At 64.2% G+C, this 14,919-nt stretch carries 15 protein-coding genes; 9 read left to right on the top strand and 6 right to left on the bottom strand.

Annotation, left to right across the window (positions count from 1 at the left end):
* Positions 1 to 4: 4 nt before the first annotated feature.
* The 3 genes from glpX to XM53_RS15175 form a co-directional block, all read right to left on the bottom strand.
* Positions 5 to 967 (bottom strand): class II fructose-bisphosphatase, encoded by a 963-nt coding sequence (glpX, locus tag XM53_RS15185; protein WP_057794810.1) that lies wholly within the window; start codon positions 965 to 967, stop codon positions 5 to 7.
* Between the two features lie 182 nt (positions 968 to 1,149).
* Positions 1,150 to 2,436: a homoserine dehydrogenase gene (locus XM53_RS15180; protein ID WP_057794808.1), complete on the bottom strand. Its 1,287-nt coding sequence runs from the start codon at positions 2,434 to 2,436 to the stop codon at positions 1,150 to 1,152.
* A gap of 133 nt (positions 2,437 to 2,569) precedes the next feature.
* Positions 2,570 to 2,923: a hypothetical protein gene (locus XM53_RS15175; protein WP_408006077.1), complete on the bottom strand. Its 354-nt coding sequence runs from the start codon at positions 2,921 to 2,923 to the stop codon at positions 2,570 to 2,572.
* Positions 2,924 to 2,965: 42 nt separating this feature from the next.
* On the opposite strand from XM53_RS15175, the gene XM53_RS15170 reads away from it, so the two are divergent.
* Positions 2,966 to 3,556: a TetR/AcrR family transcriptional regulator gene (locus XM53_RS15170; RefSeq protein ID WP_057794804.1), complete on the top strand. Its 591-nt coding sequence runs from the start codon at positions 2,966 to 2,968 to the stop codon at positions 3,554 to 3,556.
* A 92-nt stretch (positions 3,557 to 3,648) separates the two neighbouring features.
* A complete protein-coding gene (locus XM53_RS15165) occupies positions 3,649 to 4,128 on the top strand; it encodes a hypothetical protein (RefSeq protein ID WP_057794802.1) in 480 nt (159 codons plus the stop codon).
* A 12-nt stretch (positions 4,129 to 4,140) separates the two neighbouring features.
* On the opposite strand, the gene XM53_RS15160 is transcribed toward XM53_RS15165, so the two are convergent.
* From XM53_RS15160 to XM53_RS15150, 3 genes are read right to left on the bottom strand one after another with little or no spacing between them, the layout of a single operon-like run.
* Entirely contained in the window at positions 4,141 to 4,722 is a 582-nt protein-coding gene (locus tag XM53_RS15160; protein WP_057794800.1) for a TadE/TadG family type IV pilus assembly protein, read from the bottom strand.
* On the bottom strand, positions 4,722 to 5,258 hold the full coding sequence (locus XM53_RS15155; protein WP_057794798.1) for a TadE/TadG family type IV pilus assembly protein: 537 nt from the start codon (positions 5,256 to 5,258) through the stop codon (positions 4,722 to 4,724). The genes XM53_RS15160 and XM53_RS15155 overlap by 1 nt, the downstream gene beginning before the upstream one ends.
* Complete coding sequence (locus tag XM53_RS15150) at positions 5,255 to 7,048, bottom strand: Tad domain-containing protein (protein WP_236544522.1); 1,794 nt, start codon at positions 7,046 to 7,048, stop codon at positions 5,255 to 5,257. The genes XM53_RS15155 and XM53_RS15150 overlap by 4 nt, the downstream gene beginning before the upstream one ends.
* Positions 7,049 to 7,373: 325 nt before the next feature.
* On the opposite strand from XM53_RS15150, the gene XM53_RS15145 reads away from it, so the two are divergent.
* From XM53_RS15145 to XM53_RS15115, 7 genes are all read left to right on the top strand, one after another.
* Positions 7,374 to 8,807 carry a Glu/Leu/Phe/Val family dehydrogenase gene (locus XM53_RS15145; protein WP_057794794.1) on the top strand — a complete coding sequence of 478 codons (1,434 nt, stop codon included), beginning with the start codon at positions 7,374 to 7,376 and terminating at the stop codon, positions 8,805 to 8,807.
* 11 nt (positions 8,808 to 8,818) lie between these two features.
* The gene (locus XM53_RS15140; RefSeq protein WP_057794792.1) at positions 8,819 to 9,430 is read left to right on the top strand and encodes a DUF6151 family protein; all 612 of its coding nucleotides are present in this window, start codon (positions 8,819 to 8,821) and stop codon (positions 9,428 to 9,430) included.
* Between the two features lie 73 nt (positions 9,431 to 9,503).
* Positions 9,504 to 10,757, top strand: coding sequence for a sarcosine oxidase subunit beta family protein (locus XM53_RS15135; RefSeq protein ID WP_057794790.1), 1,254 nt, complete (start codon positions 9,504 to 9,506; stop codon positions 10,755 to 10,757).
* A 39-nt stretch (positions 10,758 to 10,796) separates the two neighbouring features.
* Positions 10,797 to 11,060 carry a sarcosine oxidase subunit delta gene (locus XM53_RS15130; RefSeq protein WP_057794788.1) on the top strand — a complete coding sequence of 88 codons (264 nt, stop codon included), beginning with the start codon at positions 10,797 to 10,799 and terminating at the stop codon, positions 11,058 to 11,060.
* Positions 11,057 to 13,972, top strand: coding sequence for a sarcosine oxidase subunit alpha family protein (locus XM53_RS15125; RefSeq protein ID WP_057794786.1), 2,916 nt, complete (start codon positions 11,057 to 11,059; stop codon positions 13,970 to 13,972). Before XM53_RS15130 ends, XM53_RS15125 begins: the two co-directional genes overlap by 4 nt.
* The gene (locus tag XM53_RS15120; protein WP_057794784.1) at positions 13,965 to 14,516 is read left to right on the top strand and encodes a sarcosine oxidase subunit gamma; all 552 of its coding nucleotides are present in this window, start codon (positions 13,965 to 13,967) and stop codon (positions 14,514 to 14,516) included. Before XM53_RS15125 ends, XM53_RS15120 begins: the two co-directional genes overlap by 8 nt.
* A 41-nt stretch (positions 14,517 to 14,557) precedes the next feature.
* The gene (locus XM53_RS15115; protein WP_057794782.1) at positions 14,558 to 14,887 is read left to right on the top strand and encodes a hypothetical protein; all 330 of its coding nucleotides are present in this window, start codon (positions 14,558 to 14,560) and stop codon (positions 14,885 to 14,887) included.
* Positions 14,888 to 14,919 lie beyond the last annotated feature (32 nt).

Below are 14,919 nucleotides of genomic sequence, written 5' to 3'. Positions count from 1 at the left end.
GGTTTCACATCGGGTGGCGGCAGGTCATGATACGGCGCTCTCCGGTAGAGGAACGCAGCAGAAGCGTTTGGGTTTCAATACTGTCGCCGCGCGGCCTGAGCCCGGCGACCAGAGAGCCTTGGGTCACGCCGGTGGCGGCGAAGATCACGTCGGACGATACCATTTCGTCACGGGTGTAGACACGGTCGAAGTCGGTGATGCCGGCCTTTTCGGCTCGGCCCCGTTCGTCATCGTTGCGGAAAAGCAGCCGGCCCCAGATCTGGCCGCCAAGGCATTTCAGGGCGCCTGCCGCCAGCACACCTTCGGGCGCACCGCCCGAACCCATGTACATGTCGATGCCTGTCGCCTCGGGATCGGCGCAGTGCATGACACCGGCCACGTCGCCGTCGCCGATCAGGTAGATCGACGCGCCCGTGGAACGCAATTCTGCGATGGTCGCCTCGTGACGGGGGCGTTCGAGCACGCAGACGGTGATATCCGAGGGGGCGACGCCCTTGGCATTGGCCAGCGCCTCGACGCGGTCCGTCGGGGACATATCGAGCGAGACGACGCCCTCGGGATAGCCGGGGCCAATGGCCAGTTTGTCCATGTAGACGTCGGGGGCGTGCAGCATGGTGCCGCGCGGGGCCATCGAGATGACGGTGAGCGCGTTGGGCATGGCCTTGGCAGTGATGGTGGTGCCTTCGAGCGGGTCGAGCGCGATGTCGACTTCGGGGCCATTCCCCGTGCCGACTTCCTCGCCGATATAGAGCATCGGGGCCTCGTCCCGCTCGCCTTCACCGATCACGACGGTGCCGGCGATGTCCATCGCGCCCAATTCCTGACGCATGGCGTTCACGGCGGCTTGGTCGGCGGCTTTTTCGTCGCCGCGTCCGATCAGCGGACGGCAGGCCAACGCGGCCTGTTCCGAAACGCGGGCCAGGGCGAGCGAGAGAAGGGCGTCGTTGAATGGGGTGGATTTGGACATTGCGGGGCGGCCTTGGTTGAAGTGGGTCGAGGGTTCTCTAAAGCGTTCGGACCCAAACATGAAGCATAGATTTCCGGCGCGCCTGTCCGCACGCCGGGATATGCCGCCCGTCCGGTCAGGGTTCGGGAAAGGATGCGCCGGTGCTGGCACCTGCCAAGCCGGTTCTTCCTTCGGTCACCGGATCAGACGCTTTCGATGCGCAGCGCAACCGGGGCCGAGGCGACGACATCCACCTGTGACAACGCCTCGAGCGCGGCGGCGAGAGCCGAGGGCGCGGTCTTATGGGTGACGATCAGCACCGGCGCGGTGTCAGCCTCGTGGCGGTATTGGCGCATCCGGTCGATCGACACGCCGGCATTGCCGAGGATCGTCGCCACCTTGGCCAAGGCACCAGGTTTGTCGTGCAGAGCCATGCGCAGGTAGTAAGGCACGGGCGCGGCCTCGCAGGCGGTGGCCGGGCTGGACAATTGTGCTGCGGGCAGGCCGAAGGTGGGGATGCGGATGCCGCGGGCGATGTCCATCACGTCGCCCATCACCGCGCTGGCGGTCGGACCTTCGCCCGCGCCGGGGCCGCGCAGGACGATCTGTTCCACCGCGTCGCCTTCGAGGACGACCATGTTGGTGCCGCCCTCGAGCTGGCCCAGCGGCGAGTTCTTGGGCACAAGGCAAGGCGACATGCGCTGTTCCAGACCGCGACCCGTCATCCGGGCGACACCCAAGAGCTTGATGCGGTAGCCCATGTCGGCGGCCTGCTTGATGTCCTCGATGGTGATCTTCTGGATACCTTCGAGGCTGACGGCGTTGAAGTCGACCTGCGTGCCGAAGGCGATCGCGGCGAGAATCGCGAGCTTGTGACCCGCGTCGATTCCGCCGACGTCGAGTTCGGGGTCGGCCTCGAGATAGCCCAATTGGTTGGCTTCCTCAAAGACGTCGTCATAGGGCAGGCCCGAGGCTTGCATACGGGTCAGAATGTAGTTGCAGGTGCCGTTCATCACGCCCATCACGCGGGTGATCTCGTTGCCTGCCAGCCCCTCGGTCAGGGCCTTGATGACGGGAATGCCGCCCGCGACGGCTGCCTCGAACCGCAGGACGCGGCCCGCGGCCTCGGCCTGTTCGGCCAGGGCCTGGCCGTGCATCGCCAACATCGCCTTGTTGGCGGTGACCACGTCCTTGCCGGCGTCGAGCGCGGCTTCGGTCGCGGCCTTGGCTGGGCCGTCGGAGCCGCCCATGAGTTCGACGAAGACATCGACATCGTCGCGGGTGGCCAGCGCCACGGGATCATCTTCCCAGTCGTAGCCCGAGACCGACACGCCGCGGTCCTTGTCGCGGGTACGGGCCGAAACGGCAGAGATCTCGATCGGCCGGCCAGTTCGGGCGGCCAGCAGTTTGGCCTTTTGGCGGACGATCTTGACGACGCCGGTGCCGACGGTGCCGAGCCCGGCGATCCCGAGGCGTAGGGGGGTGGTCATGGGCGTTTCCTTGAGACTTTGTCGAGGCGGTTTGGCCGGGGTTTAGCCGGTTGCGTCAGGCCTTGCAACGCGGGTTTTGTGCGGTACGGGGACGTTTTCCTTGAAGGATTTCGGGCGCGCGGGCGGGCGGACGTTATTGCGGGACGTCGATGGTGATCTTGCGGTCGAGCCGCGCCCGCGACGTGCCGTCGATGACAGAGCCGCGCAGGCGGGCTGCGCGGGCGCGCAGGCCGGCGACGCGGGCTTCGAGCGTGCGGGTGGTCTGCTCGGTGGTGCGTGGCGCGGCGACGCGGGCGCGCAGGTCTTCGACCGGCAGCAGGTTGGGATAGGGCGCGCGGCGCGTGTCGCGCGACGTGGCGTCGTCCAGTTCAGGAAACTGGGTGCAGGCCGACAGCGCGAGGGTCAGCGTGAGGGCCCAAGGGCCTATGAAGCGGCGCGGCGTCGTCATGGTGCGTCTGTCATGCCACTGATCGCGTTCCACAGGCAAGCGGGGCTTTTATCTGAACGCCCGTTCAGTTATCCATATGGCATGGCACGCACGCAAGGTTCGCATTCCGAGATTACAGGCCCGCGGGTGCGCGAGGCCGCGATGCGGCTGTTCGCGCGGCACGGGTTCGCCGCGGTGTCGATGCGGCAGATCGCGACCGAGGTGGGCGTGCAGGCCGGGGCGCTTTACAATTACACGCCCGACAAGCAATCGCTGCTGTTCGACCTGATGCGCGAGCACATGGATGCGCTGCTGGACGCCTGGCAGCAAGAGGACCCCGGCGGCACCGACGCCCGCGCCCGGCTGGAGGCGTTCACGCGGTTCCACATCCGATTCAACACGCGGCGGGCGGATGCGGTTTTCGTGTCCTACATGGAGCTGCGCAACCTGACGGGCGAAAACTTTGCCGCCGTCACCGAGCTGCGCCGGATCTACGAGACCCGGCTGGAGGAGATCCTGCGCGCCGGGCAGGACGCGGGGGTCTTTACCCTGGCCGAGCCGCGGATCACGGCGATGGCGGTCATCGCGCTGCTGACCGGGGTCAACACATGGTACCGCGATGCGGGGCGGCTGAAGCTGGACGAGGTCGAGACGCTGTATTGGGACATGGTACGCCGGCTGGTCGGGGGATAGCGCGCGGTCGGACGATGGCTTTTCGCTCTCGCGCGCGGGCCGCAATCCGGCTATCAGGCCCACAAGCGGCCAATACAGGGAGACGGGCGGCGATGAGCGACCACGACGAGGTACTGGCGGTCATGCAGGCATCGACGGGGCGGCGCGTGCTGGGCGTCGGCTGTCTGGTGCTGTTGGGCGCGCTGCTGATCTGGATCGGGCTGACGCGCAGCTTCGATGCGCTGGCCTGGCAGCTGTTCCTGGTCCTCTTGGGCGCGGTGGCGGTCTGGATGGGGGACGCGATGCGCCGGGCGACGGCGCAGAAGATCGAGCTGACCCGGGCCGCGGTGCGTAGCGGCGACGGCGAGGTGATCGTGGCGATTTCGGATATCGAGACGATGGACCGCGGCCTTTTCGCCTTCAAACCGTCGAACGGGTTCCTGATCAAGGCGAAAACCAAAGCCCCGGCGCGGTGGCGTCCGGGGCTGTGGTGGCGGATCGGCCGCCGGATCGGGCTGGGCGGGGTTACGCCCGGGCATCAATCAAAGATGATGGCCGAGATGATCGCCGCCCTGATTGCCGACCGCGCCTGAGGCGCGGACCGGTCAGTTTTGCAGGCCGCAGACGCCTTCGTAGCAGATCTGGGGCGCGAAGCGGATCGCGCTGAACACCCGCGTGCCGATGGTCACGTCGTTCAGGCCGACGTTGAAAAGCGGTTCGTAGGACGAGGTGGATTCGACCAGGATGATCTCTTCACCGTCCGCCACGTCCGGCAGGGTGGCGTGCGAATCCTTGACCTGCGCGGTCGTAAGCTCGCCCATCGGGCCGGTGCCGCGCACCTGAGACCAGACGATGCCGTATTCGTCGTCGTCTTTGTCGTAGGACACTACCGAGACGCGGATCTGGTTCACGCCGTTGTCATTGGTGATCTCGTCGAACAGGATCTTGGCGTTGTCTAGATAGATGGATGTCAGGCCCCCGGCGCGGGTTTCGCGCGAGATCATGTCCGCGATGGTGAACGTGCCCTTTTCGCGGACGCTCTTGTAGCGGTGGATCTCGAAGAAGTCGAACGTGGCGGCCATGGCCCAAAAGAGCAGTGGCAGCGATACAACGGATTCGACCATAAGCGAGCCACGCGTTTCTTCGAAGAAGCTGCGCAGGGAAACTTTGAGACGGGCCATAAGCATCAGTTCGGTTCCTGTACGAAAGCGGTCATGGAGATGATCGACGCCTCGCCGCTGCCATCCTTTTCAAGCGCCGAGCCCAGGAATTCGTCGGGGAAGAAAGGCTCGTACTTATAGCAGGCGCGCATCAGCATCAGCTGGTTTGCCACACCGGGGGTGAAGGTGCGCACGGGCTTGGCCGGTTCGGCCTTGTCCGTGCAGTCGGCCGTCGTATCCAGCGATTGCAGAGCGAAGATGTCGGCAGGGCGCATTTCCAGCCGCAGCTTGTCCTTGCAGTTCAGAACCATGACTGCGTTGTCGCAGACAATATCCTTGATGGCGTCATGCTGGGGGGCGGTACCTGTCCCGAGGCGTACCTCGCGCACCGCGATATCCAGGCCGCGTTCCAGCAGCGTGTGGCGCATCGTCACGAAACCCAGCTCGATCGACATCAGGATGAACGACAGATAGATCGGAAAAATGATGACGAATTCGACCGATGCCGAGCCGCTTTCTTCATAGCCCAGACGCAAAAGCGCTGTTTTAAGTCTGCGGATCATTGCGTCAACCTCAGGGCTTGCATGTTGCCGGCGATGGAACCGAACGCATCGGTGATGTCGAGTCCCTCGACACGGTAGTAATGCGCGTCGGACGAAGCGCAGCCTTTAAGAGCAGTTTCGGCAACGCCACCCTCCGAGATTTCAAAGCCAATCGTGTAGATGATGGAGCCTGCCCTTTTCGCGGCACCGCAGACTTCGTTCATCCGCCGGTTTTTGGTTTCGCCGGTGATGCTTTCGGAATAGCGGTAGTCATTCCAAGGCTCCCAGTTCCCCGTTATTTGCCCATAATAATAAGGCGACATCAGGCCCCATGCTACTTCCCAGGAAAGGTCGTTGCTGGAGATGAAGCCAGGGATGCTATCTTTGAAACCATTGAATTCCGCGGCCGTGTGCCAGGTACCTGACTCAACGTTATAGAAAGCCTCTCTCTCGTAATCCCCGTGTCGGTTGGTCGGATCGGGATCTTCAAGGAAGTATGCCGACCTTTCGATGCCGTCACCTGAGTAGATACATTCCCATCCACCTTTGGAGCACATCTGCTCGTACCAAGGGTGATCATAGTGACGATCCTTGTTGCGGTTCTGGAAGGCATACTCGAATGTCATGTTCTCGTACTTGACCTCGTGGAGATCAGAATGGGCGCCTCGGAATTCGGGGTTCGACTTGTCAAAGAAATACGTCGTGGTGTTCTGTCCGTCGCCCATGACGATCATGACCTTAAGCGTTTCAGGCTGGTCGTAGTCGGCGGGGACGTTCGTCAGAGACGCATCGATTTCCCCGTTAGCGATGAGCGCCGCAGACACTTCGCGCCAGTCAGGGTGCAACAGTGCGGAGCCGTATTTGATCCCCTGATCGGTCGACGTGTTGCCTGCAGCTTCAAGCCCGTCGATCTTGGCGTGCAAATCCGCGACGCTGAAAGAATAGGGCATAATCTGGAAGTACTCGTCCGTATAGCAGGACCTCCATTCCGAGTCTAAATCGTCAAATCCGCCATACATCGATGTGTACACTGCCTGCTTGAGGTTCTGACCCGAACTGTTGGAAGAAGAACCCGTTGCTAGAGAAGGGTGTGAGTAGTCGTTTTCTTCGAGGTAAAGGCAGTTGGACCAGGAATGGTCTTCGCCGACAGCCAGTACATCAAAGATCCCGTCCGTGGGCGTGACTGAAGTGCTGAACGGCACAATAGAGATAACGGTGCTGCCTTCCACGGAGTTGCCAAGGATTTTAGTCACAAATGACTTGGCTGCAGTCTTGAGATTGCCGATCTTCCCGTTGTCATCCATCGATCCGGATACGTCCAGGACGAGAACTACTTCGAGCTTGGGTATCCGCATCTCGGCCGTAGACTGGACCGTGGCCGAGAGCTGCTCCACTCCTGAAAGCTTCATCAGGTATGTGTCCATGTCGAAATCGGCGGACGCCGTCACTTTAGACGTGTTGAGTGTCATTGTGATGTCGTCTTCGTTGATCATTTTGAGGTATTGTGCCATCCCAGATTTGGCGAAATAATCTTCGACGACATGCTTGGCTTCATCTTCTGACGAGGCGCCGGCCCCGGCCAGAACGGCGGAGTCGAGCGTCGCCTGAAGGTGCGCGCGGTGCATCTCGTGGCGCATCGTGTCGATGCCGAGGCCGGCCATCACCAGCATGAACATGAAGATGAAAAGCGTGAGGATGATCATCGAACCATCCTCGTCGCGGCGAAAATTCGAAACGCGGCGGCGCGCCATGGCGTATGTTGGCAGACATGTGCCTTGCAGCGACCGGACTTTAAATTTCGACACGTTCATTTTATGACACCTCGTTGGACGGTTCCCGCCCCAGGAACGGATTAAATCCCTGCTGTTATCAGAAAGGTCTGTGGTCAAAATAAGGCGAAACCGGGATGAAATTGGCCCTATTGACGCCGGACAAGGGATAAATCCTTCAGATTTTCCCGACTGTTACGGAAAAGTTGACAAAGCGGTGATCGGGTGTGGTTCGGTGTGATGCGGCGGTGTCCGAACCCGGGCGGGTATCTATGGTGGACAATCGGGACACTTCCCTTAACCATTGTGACATGCATGGCGGCTATGGGGAGTCGTGCCACATGCGCCAGAAGAGGGAGACCCGACCATGAATGCACCGATCAAGGAGCCGACGTTCCGCGAAAGCGTGGATCTTATGTTCAACCGCGCGGTCGCGCTGATGGACCTGCCGCCGGGCCTGGAAGAGAAAATCCGGGTCTGTAACGCGACCTACACGGTGCGGTTCGGCGTGCGGCTGCGCGGTCAGATCCACACCTTCACCGGCTATCGCAGCGTGCATTCCGAGCATATGGAACCCGTGAAGGGTGGCATACGGTACTCCATGGCGGTGAACCAGGACGAGGTCGAGGCGCTGGCGGCATTGATGACCTATAAGTGCGCGCTGGTAGAGGCGCCGTTTGGCGGCTCGAAAGGCGGTTTGTGCCTTGACCCGCTGGAATGGGACGAGCACGAGCTGGAACTGATCACGCGGCGCTTTGCCTATGAGCTGGCCAAGCGCGACCTGATCCACCCGGCGCAGAATGTGCCCGCTCCGGATATGGGCACGGGCGAGCGCGAGATGGCATGGATCGCCGATCAGTACCGCCGGATGAACACCACCGATATCAATGCGCGGGCCTGCGTGACTGGCAAACCCGTTCATGCGGGTGGCATCCAGGGCCGGACCGAGGCCACGGGCCGCGGCGTGCAATACGCGTTGCAGGAGTTTTTCCGCCATCCCGAGGACATCAAGGCGGCCGGGCTGAGCGGTACGCTGGACGGCAAGCGCGTGATCGTGCAGGGCCTGGGCAACGTGGGCTATCACGCCGCCAAGTTTCTGTCCGAGGAGGACGGTTGCAAGGTGATCGCGGTGATCGAGCGCGACGGCGGCCTTTTCGACGAGAACGGTCTGGACGTGGAAGATCTGCGCAACTGGATCGCCAAGCATGGCGGCGTCGACGGCTATCCGTCCGGCAACTATATCAAGGACGGAGCGAAATACCTGGAAGAGGAGTGCGACATCCTGATCCCCGCCGCGATGGAGGGTGTGATCAATCTTGGCAATGCCGACCGGATCAAGGCGCCGTTGATCATCGAGGCGGCCAACGGTCCCGTGACGGCGGGCGCCGACGAGATCCTGCGCAACAAGGGCACGGTGATCATCCCCGACATGTACGCCAACGCGGGCGGCGTGACGGTGTCCTATTTCGAGTGGGTCAAGAACCTCAGCCACATCCGCTTTGGCCGGATGGGCCGGCGGCAGGAAGAGGCGCGGCACGAGCTGATCGTGAAGGAGCTGAGCCGGCTGGATGATCACCTTGAAGGCGCTTGGTCGATGACGCCGGACTTCAAGCAGAAGTACCTGCGCGGCGCGGGCGAGCTGGAGCTGGTCCGCTCGGGCCTAGACGACACAATGCGCGCGGCCTACCAGGCGATGCGCGAAACCTGGCACGACCGCGGGGACGTGACCGATTTGCGCACGGCGGCCTATCTGGTCTCGATCGGCAAGGTCGCGACGAGCTACCGCGCGGCGGGTCTTTAAGGCGCGGGAAGATGACCGCGACGGTGAAGAAAACCTGCCGCTGCGGCGCGGTCGAAGTGAAACTTGCAGTGCCCGCCCCGGCGGCGGGCATGCGCGTGACGTGTTATTGCAAGGACTGCCAGACGGCGGCGGGGCTTTTCGGTCATGAAGACGATCTGCTGTCGCCCGGCGGCGGCAGCGAGATCTGGCAGACCACGCCGGATCGGATTGCGATGGACTCCGGGGCCGAGCATCTCGAAATCCTGCGCCTGTCGCCTAAGGGGCTTTACCGTTGGCACGCGCGGTGCTGCGACACGCCCATTTTCAACACGATGTCGCGGGTGCACCTGCCTTTCGTGGGCGTGGTTCTGCGGCAGGCCGAGTTGGAGGGCGGGGCGGCCGGACTGGGACCATCGCGATGCCGAGCTTTCACAAAATATGCAAGACCGGAGCCGGGGGCGCCCAAGGCGGATCGCGGTTTTGCCGGCGCCGGCCTTCAGGTTCTGCGCCGCATGGTCGGCGCGTGGATCGGTGGGCGCGCGAAAACGAACCCGCTTCTGGACGGCGACGGCGCACCGATCGCGCCGGTGACGGTGATCCCACTGGAACAGCGGCAGGCGGCGGTGCCGGCGCATCTGCGCTAGGGAGCGCGGTGCCCGTTGCACTCTTCGGCGGAAGTTGCTTCACTCCATACCAGTTCGATGGAGAAATTTCAGAATGCGGTTTTCGGGCCTGCGCGTTCTCAGAGAAGGTCTGACCGGCAATCGCGGCTGGCAGGCGCATTGGCGCGATGCCAGTCCGAAAGCGGCCTATGACGTTGTGATCATCGGCGGCGGCGGGCATGGGCTGTCGACCGCCTATTACCTGGCGCGCGAGCACGGGATCACGAATGTTGCGGTGCTGGAAAAGGGGTATCTTGGCGGCGGCAACGTGGGGCGCAACACCACCATCGTGCGGGCGAATTATTTTCTGCCGGGCAACTCGGAATTCTACAGCCATTCGCTGAAGCTGTGGGAGGGTCTGGAGCAGGAACTCAATTACAACGTGATGCATTCGCAGCGCGGACAGATCGTTCTGTTTCACTCCGACGGGCAGCGGGACGCGGCGATCCGCCGGGGCAACGCGATGCGCAACCAGGGCGACGATGCGGAGCTGCTGAGCATAGGGCAGTTGAAGAAGGTCCTGCCGTATCTGGATTACGATCAAGGACGGTTTCCCATCTATGGCGGCCTGTTGCAGCGGCGCGCCGGGACGGCCCGGCACGATGCCGTGGCATGGGGCTATGCGCGAGGGGCCAGCGAGCGGGGCGTGGACCTGATCCAGAATTGCGAAGTGACGGGAATCGACATCGAGGGCGGCGTGGTCAAGGGCGTGCAGACCTCGCGCGGGGCGATCCGGGCCAAAAAGGTCGCCATCATCGTAGCGGGCCGCTCAAGCCAGGTGGCGGCGATGGCCGGGATGCGGTTGCCCATTGAAAGCCACGTATTACAGGCCTTCGTGACCGAGGGGCTGAAGCCCTGCATCGACCATGTGGTCAGCTTCGGCATGGGGCATTTCTACATCAGCCAGTCCGACAAGGGCGGGCTGGTCTTCGGCGGGGATCTGGACATGTATGCCAGCTATGCCGCGCGGGGGAACCTGCCGCTGGTCGAGCACGTGATGGAGGCGGGCATGACCCTGATGCCGATGATCGGGCAGGCGAAGGTGCTGCGCAGCTGGGGCGGGATCATGGACATGAGCCCCGATGGCAGCCCGATCATCGACCGCTCGCCGGTCGAGGGGCTCTACCTGAATTGCGGTTGGTGCTATGGCGGGTTCAAGGCGGTGCCCGGCTCGGGGCATTGCATGGCGCATCTGGTGGCGACGGACCGCCCGCACACGGCAGCGGAACGGCTGCGGCTGGACCGGTTCCGCACCGGGCGCGGGCTGATGGATGAGGAGGGGACCGGTGCGCAGCATAACCTGCATTGAGGCGACAGGGACGTTCGGCACCACGCCGGGAGGCAGGCTGTGAGGCTGCCCTGTCCGATTTGCGGCGAGCGCGACCGCCGGGAATTCTATTATGCCGGTCACGCGGTGGCGCTGGAGCGGCCCCAAGAGGGCGCGGGCGCAGAGGCTTGGGACTATTACGTGCACAACCGCGATAACCCCTGTGGCGAGACGCGCGACCTTTGGTTTCACGAAAGCGGTTGCGGTGCTTGGATCGTGGTGACGCGGGACACGGCCAGCCATGCGGTCTTGGGCGCCGTGCTGGCGGAAGAGGCGGCGCGATGAGGCTGGATGGCGATGGGCTGATCGACCGAACGCGGCGACTGGCCTTTACCTTCGACGGGCGGAAGCACCTTGGGTTCGAGGGTGACACGCTGGCCTCGGCCCTGATCGGCGCCGGCGTCAAGGTGGTGGCGCGGTCGTTCAAGTATCACCGGCCCAGGGGCATTTTCACCGCCGGAAGCGAGGAGCCCAACGCGCTGGTCACGCTGGGGCGAGGCCCGGGGCAGGAGCCGAACGCGCGGGCGACGACGGTAGAGTTGCAGGAAGGGCTGGCGGCCTACGGGCAGAATGCCTGGCCCTCGGTGGAATTCGACCTGATGGCGGTGAACGACCTCCTCTCGCCGTTTCTGGGGGCGGGGTTTTATTACAAGACGTTCATGTGGCCCAAGGCGTTCTGGGAAAAGCTGTACGAGCCGGTCATTCGCCAGGCTGCGGGCCTGGGGGCGCTGTCGCGCGAGGCGAGCACCGAGCGGTGGGAACGGGCCTTTGCGCATTGCGACGTATTGGTGATCGGCGCGGGTCCAGCGGGGCTGATGGCGGCCTGGACGGCGGCAGAGGCCGGGGCGGACGTGATCCTGGCCGAGGAAGACACGCGCTTGGGCGGGCGGCTGAATGCCGAAGTCGAAGAGGTGGACGGGCAGGCGGGTTCCGCTTGGGCCGAGGCGATGCAGGCGCGGCTGAGGACGATGGAAAACGTGCGGGTGATGACGCGCACCGCCGTGGTGGGAGCCTATGACCAGGGCACATTCGGTGCGCTGGAGCGGCTGGAGCCGGGTCGCGCGCTGAAAGGCTGTTTCTGGCGGATCGTCGCGAAACGCGCGGTGCTTGCGGCGGGCGCAATCGAGCGGCCCGTGGCATTTTCCAACAACGACAGGCCGGGCGTGATCATGGCCGGCGCGCTTAGGGCCTATATCAACCGCTGGCGGGTGTGCCCCGGCAACCGGGTGGCGGTTTTTGCCAACAGCGATGCAGGGCACCAGACCGTGCGGGACTTGCTGGCGGCGGGGGTACATGTATCGGCGCTGATCGACGCGCGGGCGGATGCGGCCTGTGACCTCGATGTGCCGTTCTACGCGGGCGGACAGGTTTGCGACAGCGGCGGGCGCAAGGCGCTGGAGAGTGTGAGTTTTCTGCACAGAGACCGGATCGAGACGGTGCAGGCCGACGTTCTGGCCATGTCGGGCGGCTGGAACCCCAGCGTGCATTTAAGCTGTCATATGGGTGCGCGCCCGGTGTGGGACGAAGGGCTGGCTGCCTTCGTGCCGCGCGAGGGCGCGGTGCCGGGAATGCGCTATGCTGGGGCGGCGATGGGAATGTTTTCCACCCGCGAATGCCTTGAAAGCGGTGCCGCGGCGGGCAAGGCGGTGGTCGACGACCTCGGGCTGAACGGGGCCGAGGTGCCCGTGCCGAAGGCGGAAGACGGTGTATACCAGATCAAACCGCTGTGGCATGTGCCGGGCAAGGGCCGGGCATGGCTGGATTTCCAGAATGACGTGACGGTGAAGGACGTGACGCTGGCCGCACAGGAGAATTTCACCTCGGTCGAGCACATGAAGCGCTACACCACCCAGGGCATGGCGCCGGATCAGGGCAAGAACTCGAACGTCGCCGCGCTGGCGGTGCTGGCCGATGCCACCGGGCGCGGGATCGCAGAGACCGGGACGACCACCTTTCGCCCGCCTTACGTGCCGGTGCCGATTGCCGCCATGGGGGCGGGGGCGCAGGGCAAGGGGTTCTCACCCGAGCGGTTCACCACCTCGCATGACGCCAGTATTGGGCGGGGTGCGCCGATGATCGAGGCGGGGCTGTGGTACCGGCCCAGCTATTTCCCTAAGGCGGGCGAGACGCACTGGCGGCAATCGTGCGACCGAGAGGTGCGGATGGTGCGGGACCATGTGGGCATCTGCGATGTCTCGACCCTGGGCAAGATCGACGTACAGGGACCGGACGCGGCGGCATTCCTGGACTTTTTGTACACCAACATGATGTCCGCGCTGAAGGTGGGGCGCGTGCGCTATGGCCTGATGCTGCGCGAGGACGGGCACGTCATGGATGACGGCACCTGCGCGCGGCTGGGCGAGCGGCATTTCCTGGTCACCACCACCACGGCGGCGGCGGGGCAGGTGATGCGGCATATGGAATTCGCGCACCAGGTGCTGCGGCCCGATCTTGATGTGCGCTTTGCCTCGGTGACCGAGCAATGGGCACAGTTCGCGGTGGCCGGGCCTATGTCCCGTGCGCTGCTTGAGGATGTGTTGAAACAGGACTTGGCCAATGGCGACTGGCCCTTCATGGCCTGCGGGGACGTTCGAACTAAGGGAGTTACCGCGCGGCTGTTCCGCATCTCGTTCTCGGGCGAGCTGGCCTACGAGATCGCGGTGCCGGCGCGGCACGGCGCGGCGCTGTTCGACCAGCTGGTCGCCAAGGCCGAGGCGATGGAGGGCGGGCCTTATGGCATGGAGGCGCTCAATGTCATGCGGATCGAAAAAGGGTTCATCACCCATGCCGAGATCCACGGGCGCACCACGGCCTTTGACATTGGGATGCAGGGCATGATGAGCGACAGGAAGGATTTCATCGGCAAGGCGATGGCCGCGCGGCCGGGGTTGATGGACGAGGACCGGGCGCAGTTTGTGGCGCTGAAGCCGGTGGGCACGGTGAAGGAACTGATCGCCGGGGCGCATCTGTTCGCGCCCGGCGCGGAGGTGGTGAGCGAGAATGACGAGGGCTACATCACCTCGGTGGCGTTTTCGCCGATGCTGGGGCATGTGATCGGTCTGGGGTTCCTGGAGCGGGGCCGGGCGCGGATCGGCGAGCATGTCCGGATGGTGGAGCATCTGAAAGGCTCGGCAACGCTATGCGAGGTGGTGGCGCCCGGTGGCTTCGATCCCGAGGGAGGGCGGATGCGTGGCTGATCTGAAGCCAAGGATGCCGCTGGAGAGCCTGTTGCCGATGGAAGCGTCGGGCGTGCGCGTGCGGGAAGTGGATTTGGGTGCATTGACGCTGGTGATGCCCTATCGCGAACGCGACGCTGCGCTTTCGGATGCGCTGGAGGCGGCGCAGGGGCTGCGCTGGCCCGAGCCGGGCCGGATGACGGGAACGACCGGGCGTGGGATCCTGTGGTTCGGGCGCGCGCAGGCGATGCTGATCGGTATGGCGCCCGAGGGTGGGCTGGAAGACCATGCGGCGGTGGCGGACCAGTCCGATGGCTGGGCGGTGGTCGAGATCGAGGGCGACAGGGCCGCCGAGGCGCTGGCGCGGCTCACGCCGGTGGACCTGCGGCCGGGCGTGTTCGAGATACGGCATACCGCGCGCACCGAACTGGGGCACATGGCGGCGTCGCTAACCCGCACGGGCAAGGCGACGTATCTGGTGATGGTGTTTCGCGCGTTCGCGCACACGCTGGTGCACGAGCTTGGCATTGCCCTGCAAGGGGTTGCGGCGCGGGGCGGGCGTTGACAGAGTTGGGTGGTTACCGCGGTTTGCCGAAAGGACGGGCGATGTTTGACAAAAGATTGTGGATGACCGGGGTGCTTTTCTTCGCGGTGCCTTTGGCCGCGACGGCCGCGGTGGACAAGACCGCCGTCTGCACCGAGACCGCGAAGATCGTCCAGGTGGCGGCCACCGAGCGAAAGGCCGGCAAGGACGCCGCGCGCATAAAGCAGGAGCTGACAGGCGGCGCCGGCAAGGTCGAGGCCCGGCTGACGCCCATGGTGCCGCCGCTGGTGGACTGGGTGTTCACGATCGACGCGCAGGAGATGCGAAAGCCGGGTGCGGCCCGCGCGGTAACAAAGCGGTATCGCGACGGTTGCCTGGGGTTCGAACCCTAAGACGCGCAAATCGCCTTGGCGCGGGCATCCGG

Source organism: Roseovarius atlanticus, assembly GCF_001441615.1.
GTDB classification, from domain to species: domain Bacteria; phylum Pseudomonadota; class Alphaproteobacteria; order Rhodobacterales; family Rhodobacteraceae; genus Roseovarius; species Roseovarius atlanticus.
This window is presented reverse-complemented; position numbering and strand designations above follow the sequence as displayed.

Coding starts and splice junctions, on each gene's coding strand:
- XM53_RS15140 (WP_057794792.1), top strand. CDS start 8,819: ATGACCGCGACGGTGAAGAAAACCTGCCGCTGCGGCGCGGTCGAAGTG.
- XM53_RS15135 (WP_057794790.1), top strand. CDS start 9,504: ATGCGGTTTTCGGGCCTGCGCGTTCTCAGAGAAGGTCTGACCGGCAAT.
- XM53_RS15155 (WP_057794798.1), bottom strand. CDS start 5,258: ATGATCCGCAGACTTAAAACAGCGCTTTTGCGTCTGGGCTATGAAGAA.
- XM53_RS15170 (WP_057794804.1), top strand. CDS start 2,966: ATGGCACGCACGCAAGGTTCGCATTCCGAGATTACAGGCCCGCGGGTG.
- XM53_RS15180 (WP_057794808.1), bottom strand. CDS start 2,436: ATGACCACCCCCCTACGCCTCGGGATCGCCGGGCTCGGCACCGTCGGC.
- XM53_RS15165 (WP_057794802.1), top strand. CDS start 3,649: ATGAGCGACCACGACGAGGTACTGGCGGTCATGCAGGCATCGACGGGG.
- XM53_RS15115 (WP_057794782.1), top strand. CDS start 14,558: ATGTTTGACAAAAGATTGTGGATGACCGGGGTGCTTTTCTTCGCGGTG.
- glpX (WP_057794810.1), bottom strand. CDS start 967: ATGTCCAAATCCACCCCATTCAACGACGCCCTTCTCTCGCTCGCCCTG.
- XM53_RS15150 (WP_236544522.1), bottom strand. CDS start 7,048: ATGAACGTGTCGAAATTTAAAGTCCGGTCGCTGCAAGGCACATGTCTG.
- XM53_RS15145 (WP_057794794.1), top strand. CDS start 7,374: ATGAATGCACCGATCAAGGAGCCGACGTTCCGCGAAAGCGTGGATCTT.
- XM53_RS15160 (WP_057794800.1), bottom strand. CDS start 4,722: ATGCTTATGGCCCGTCTCAAAGTTTCCCTGCGCAGCTTCTTCGAAGAA.
- XM53_RS15125 (WP_057794786.1), top strand. CDS start 11,057: ATGAGGCTGGATGGCGATGGGCTGATCGACCGAACGCGGCGACTGGCC.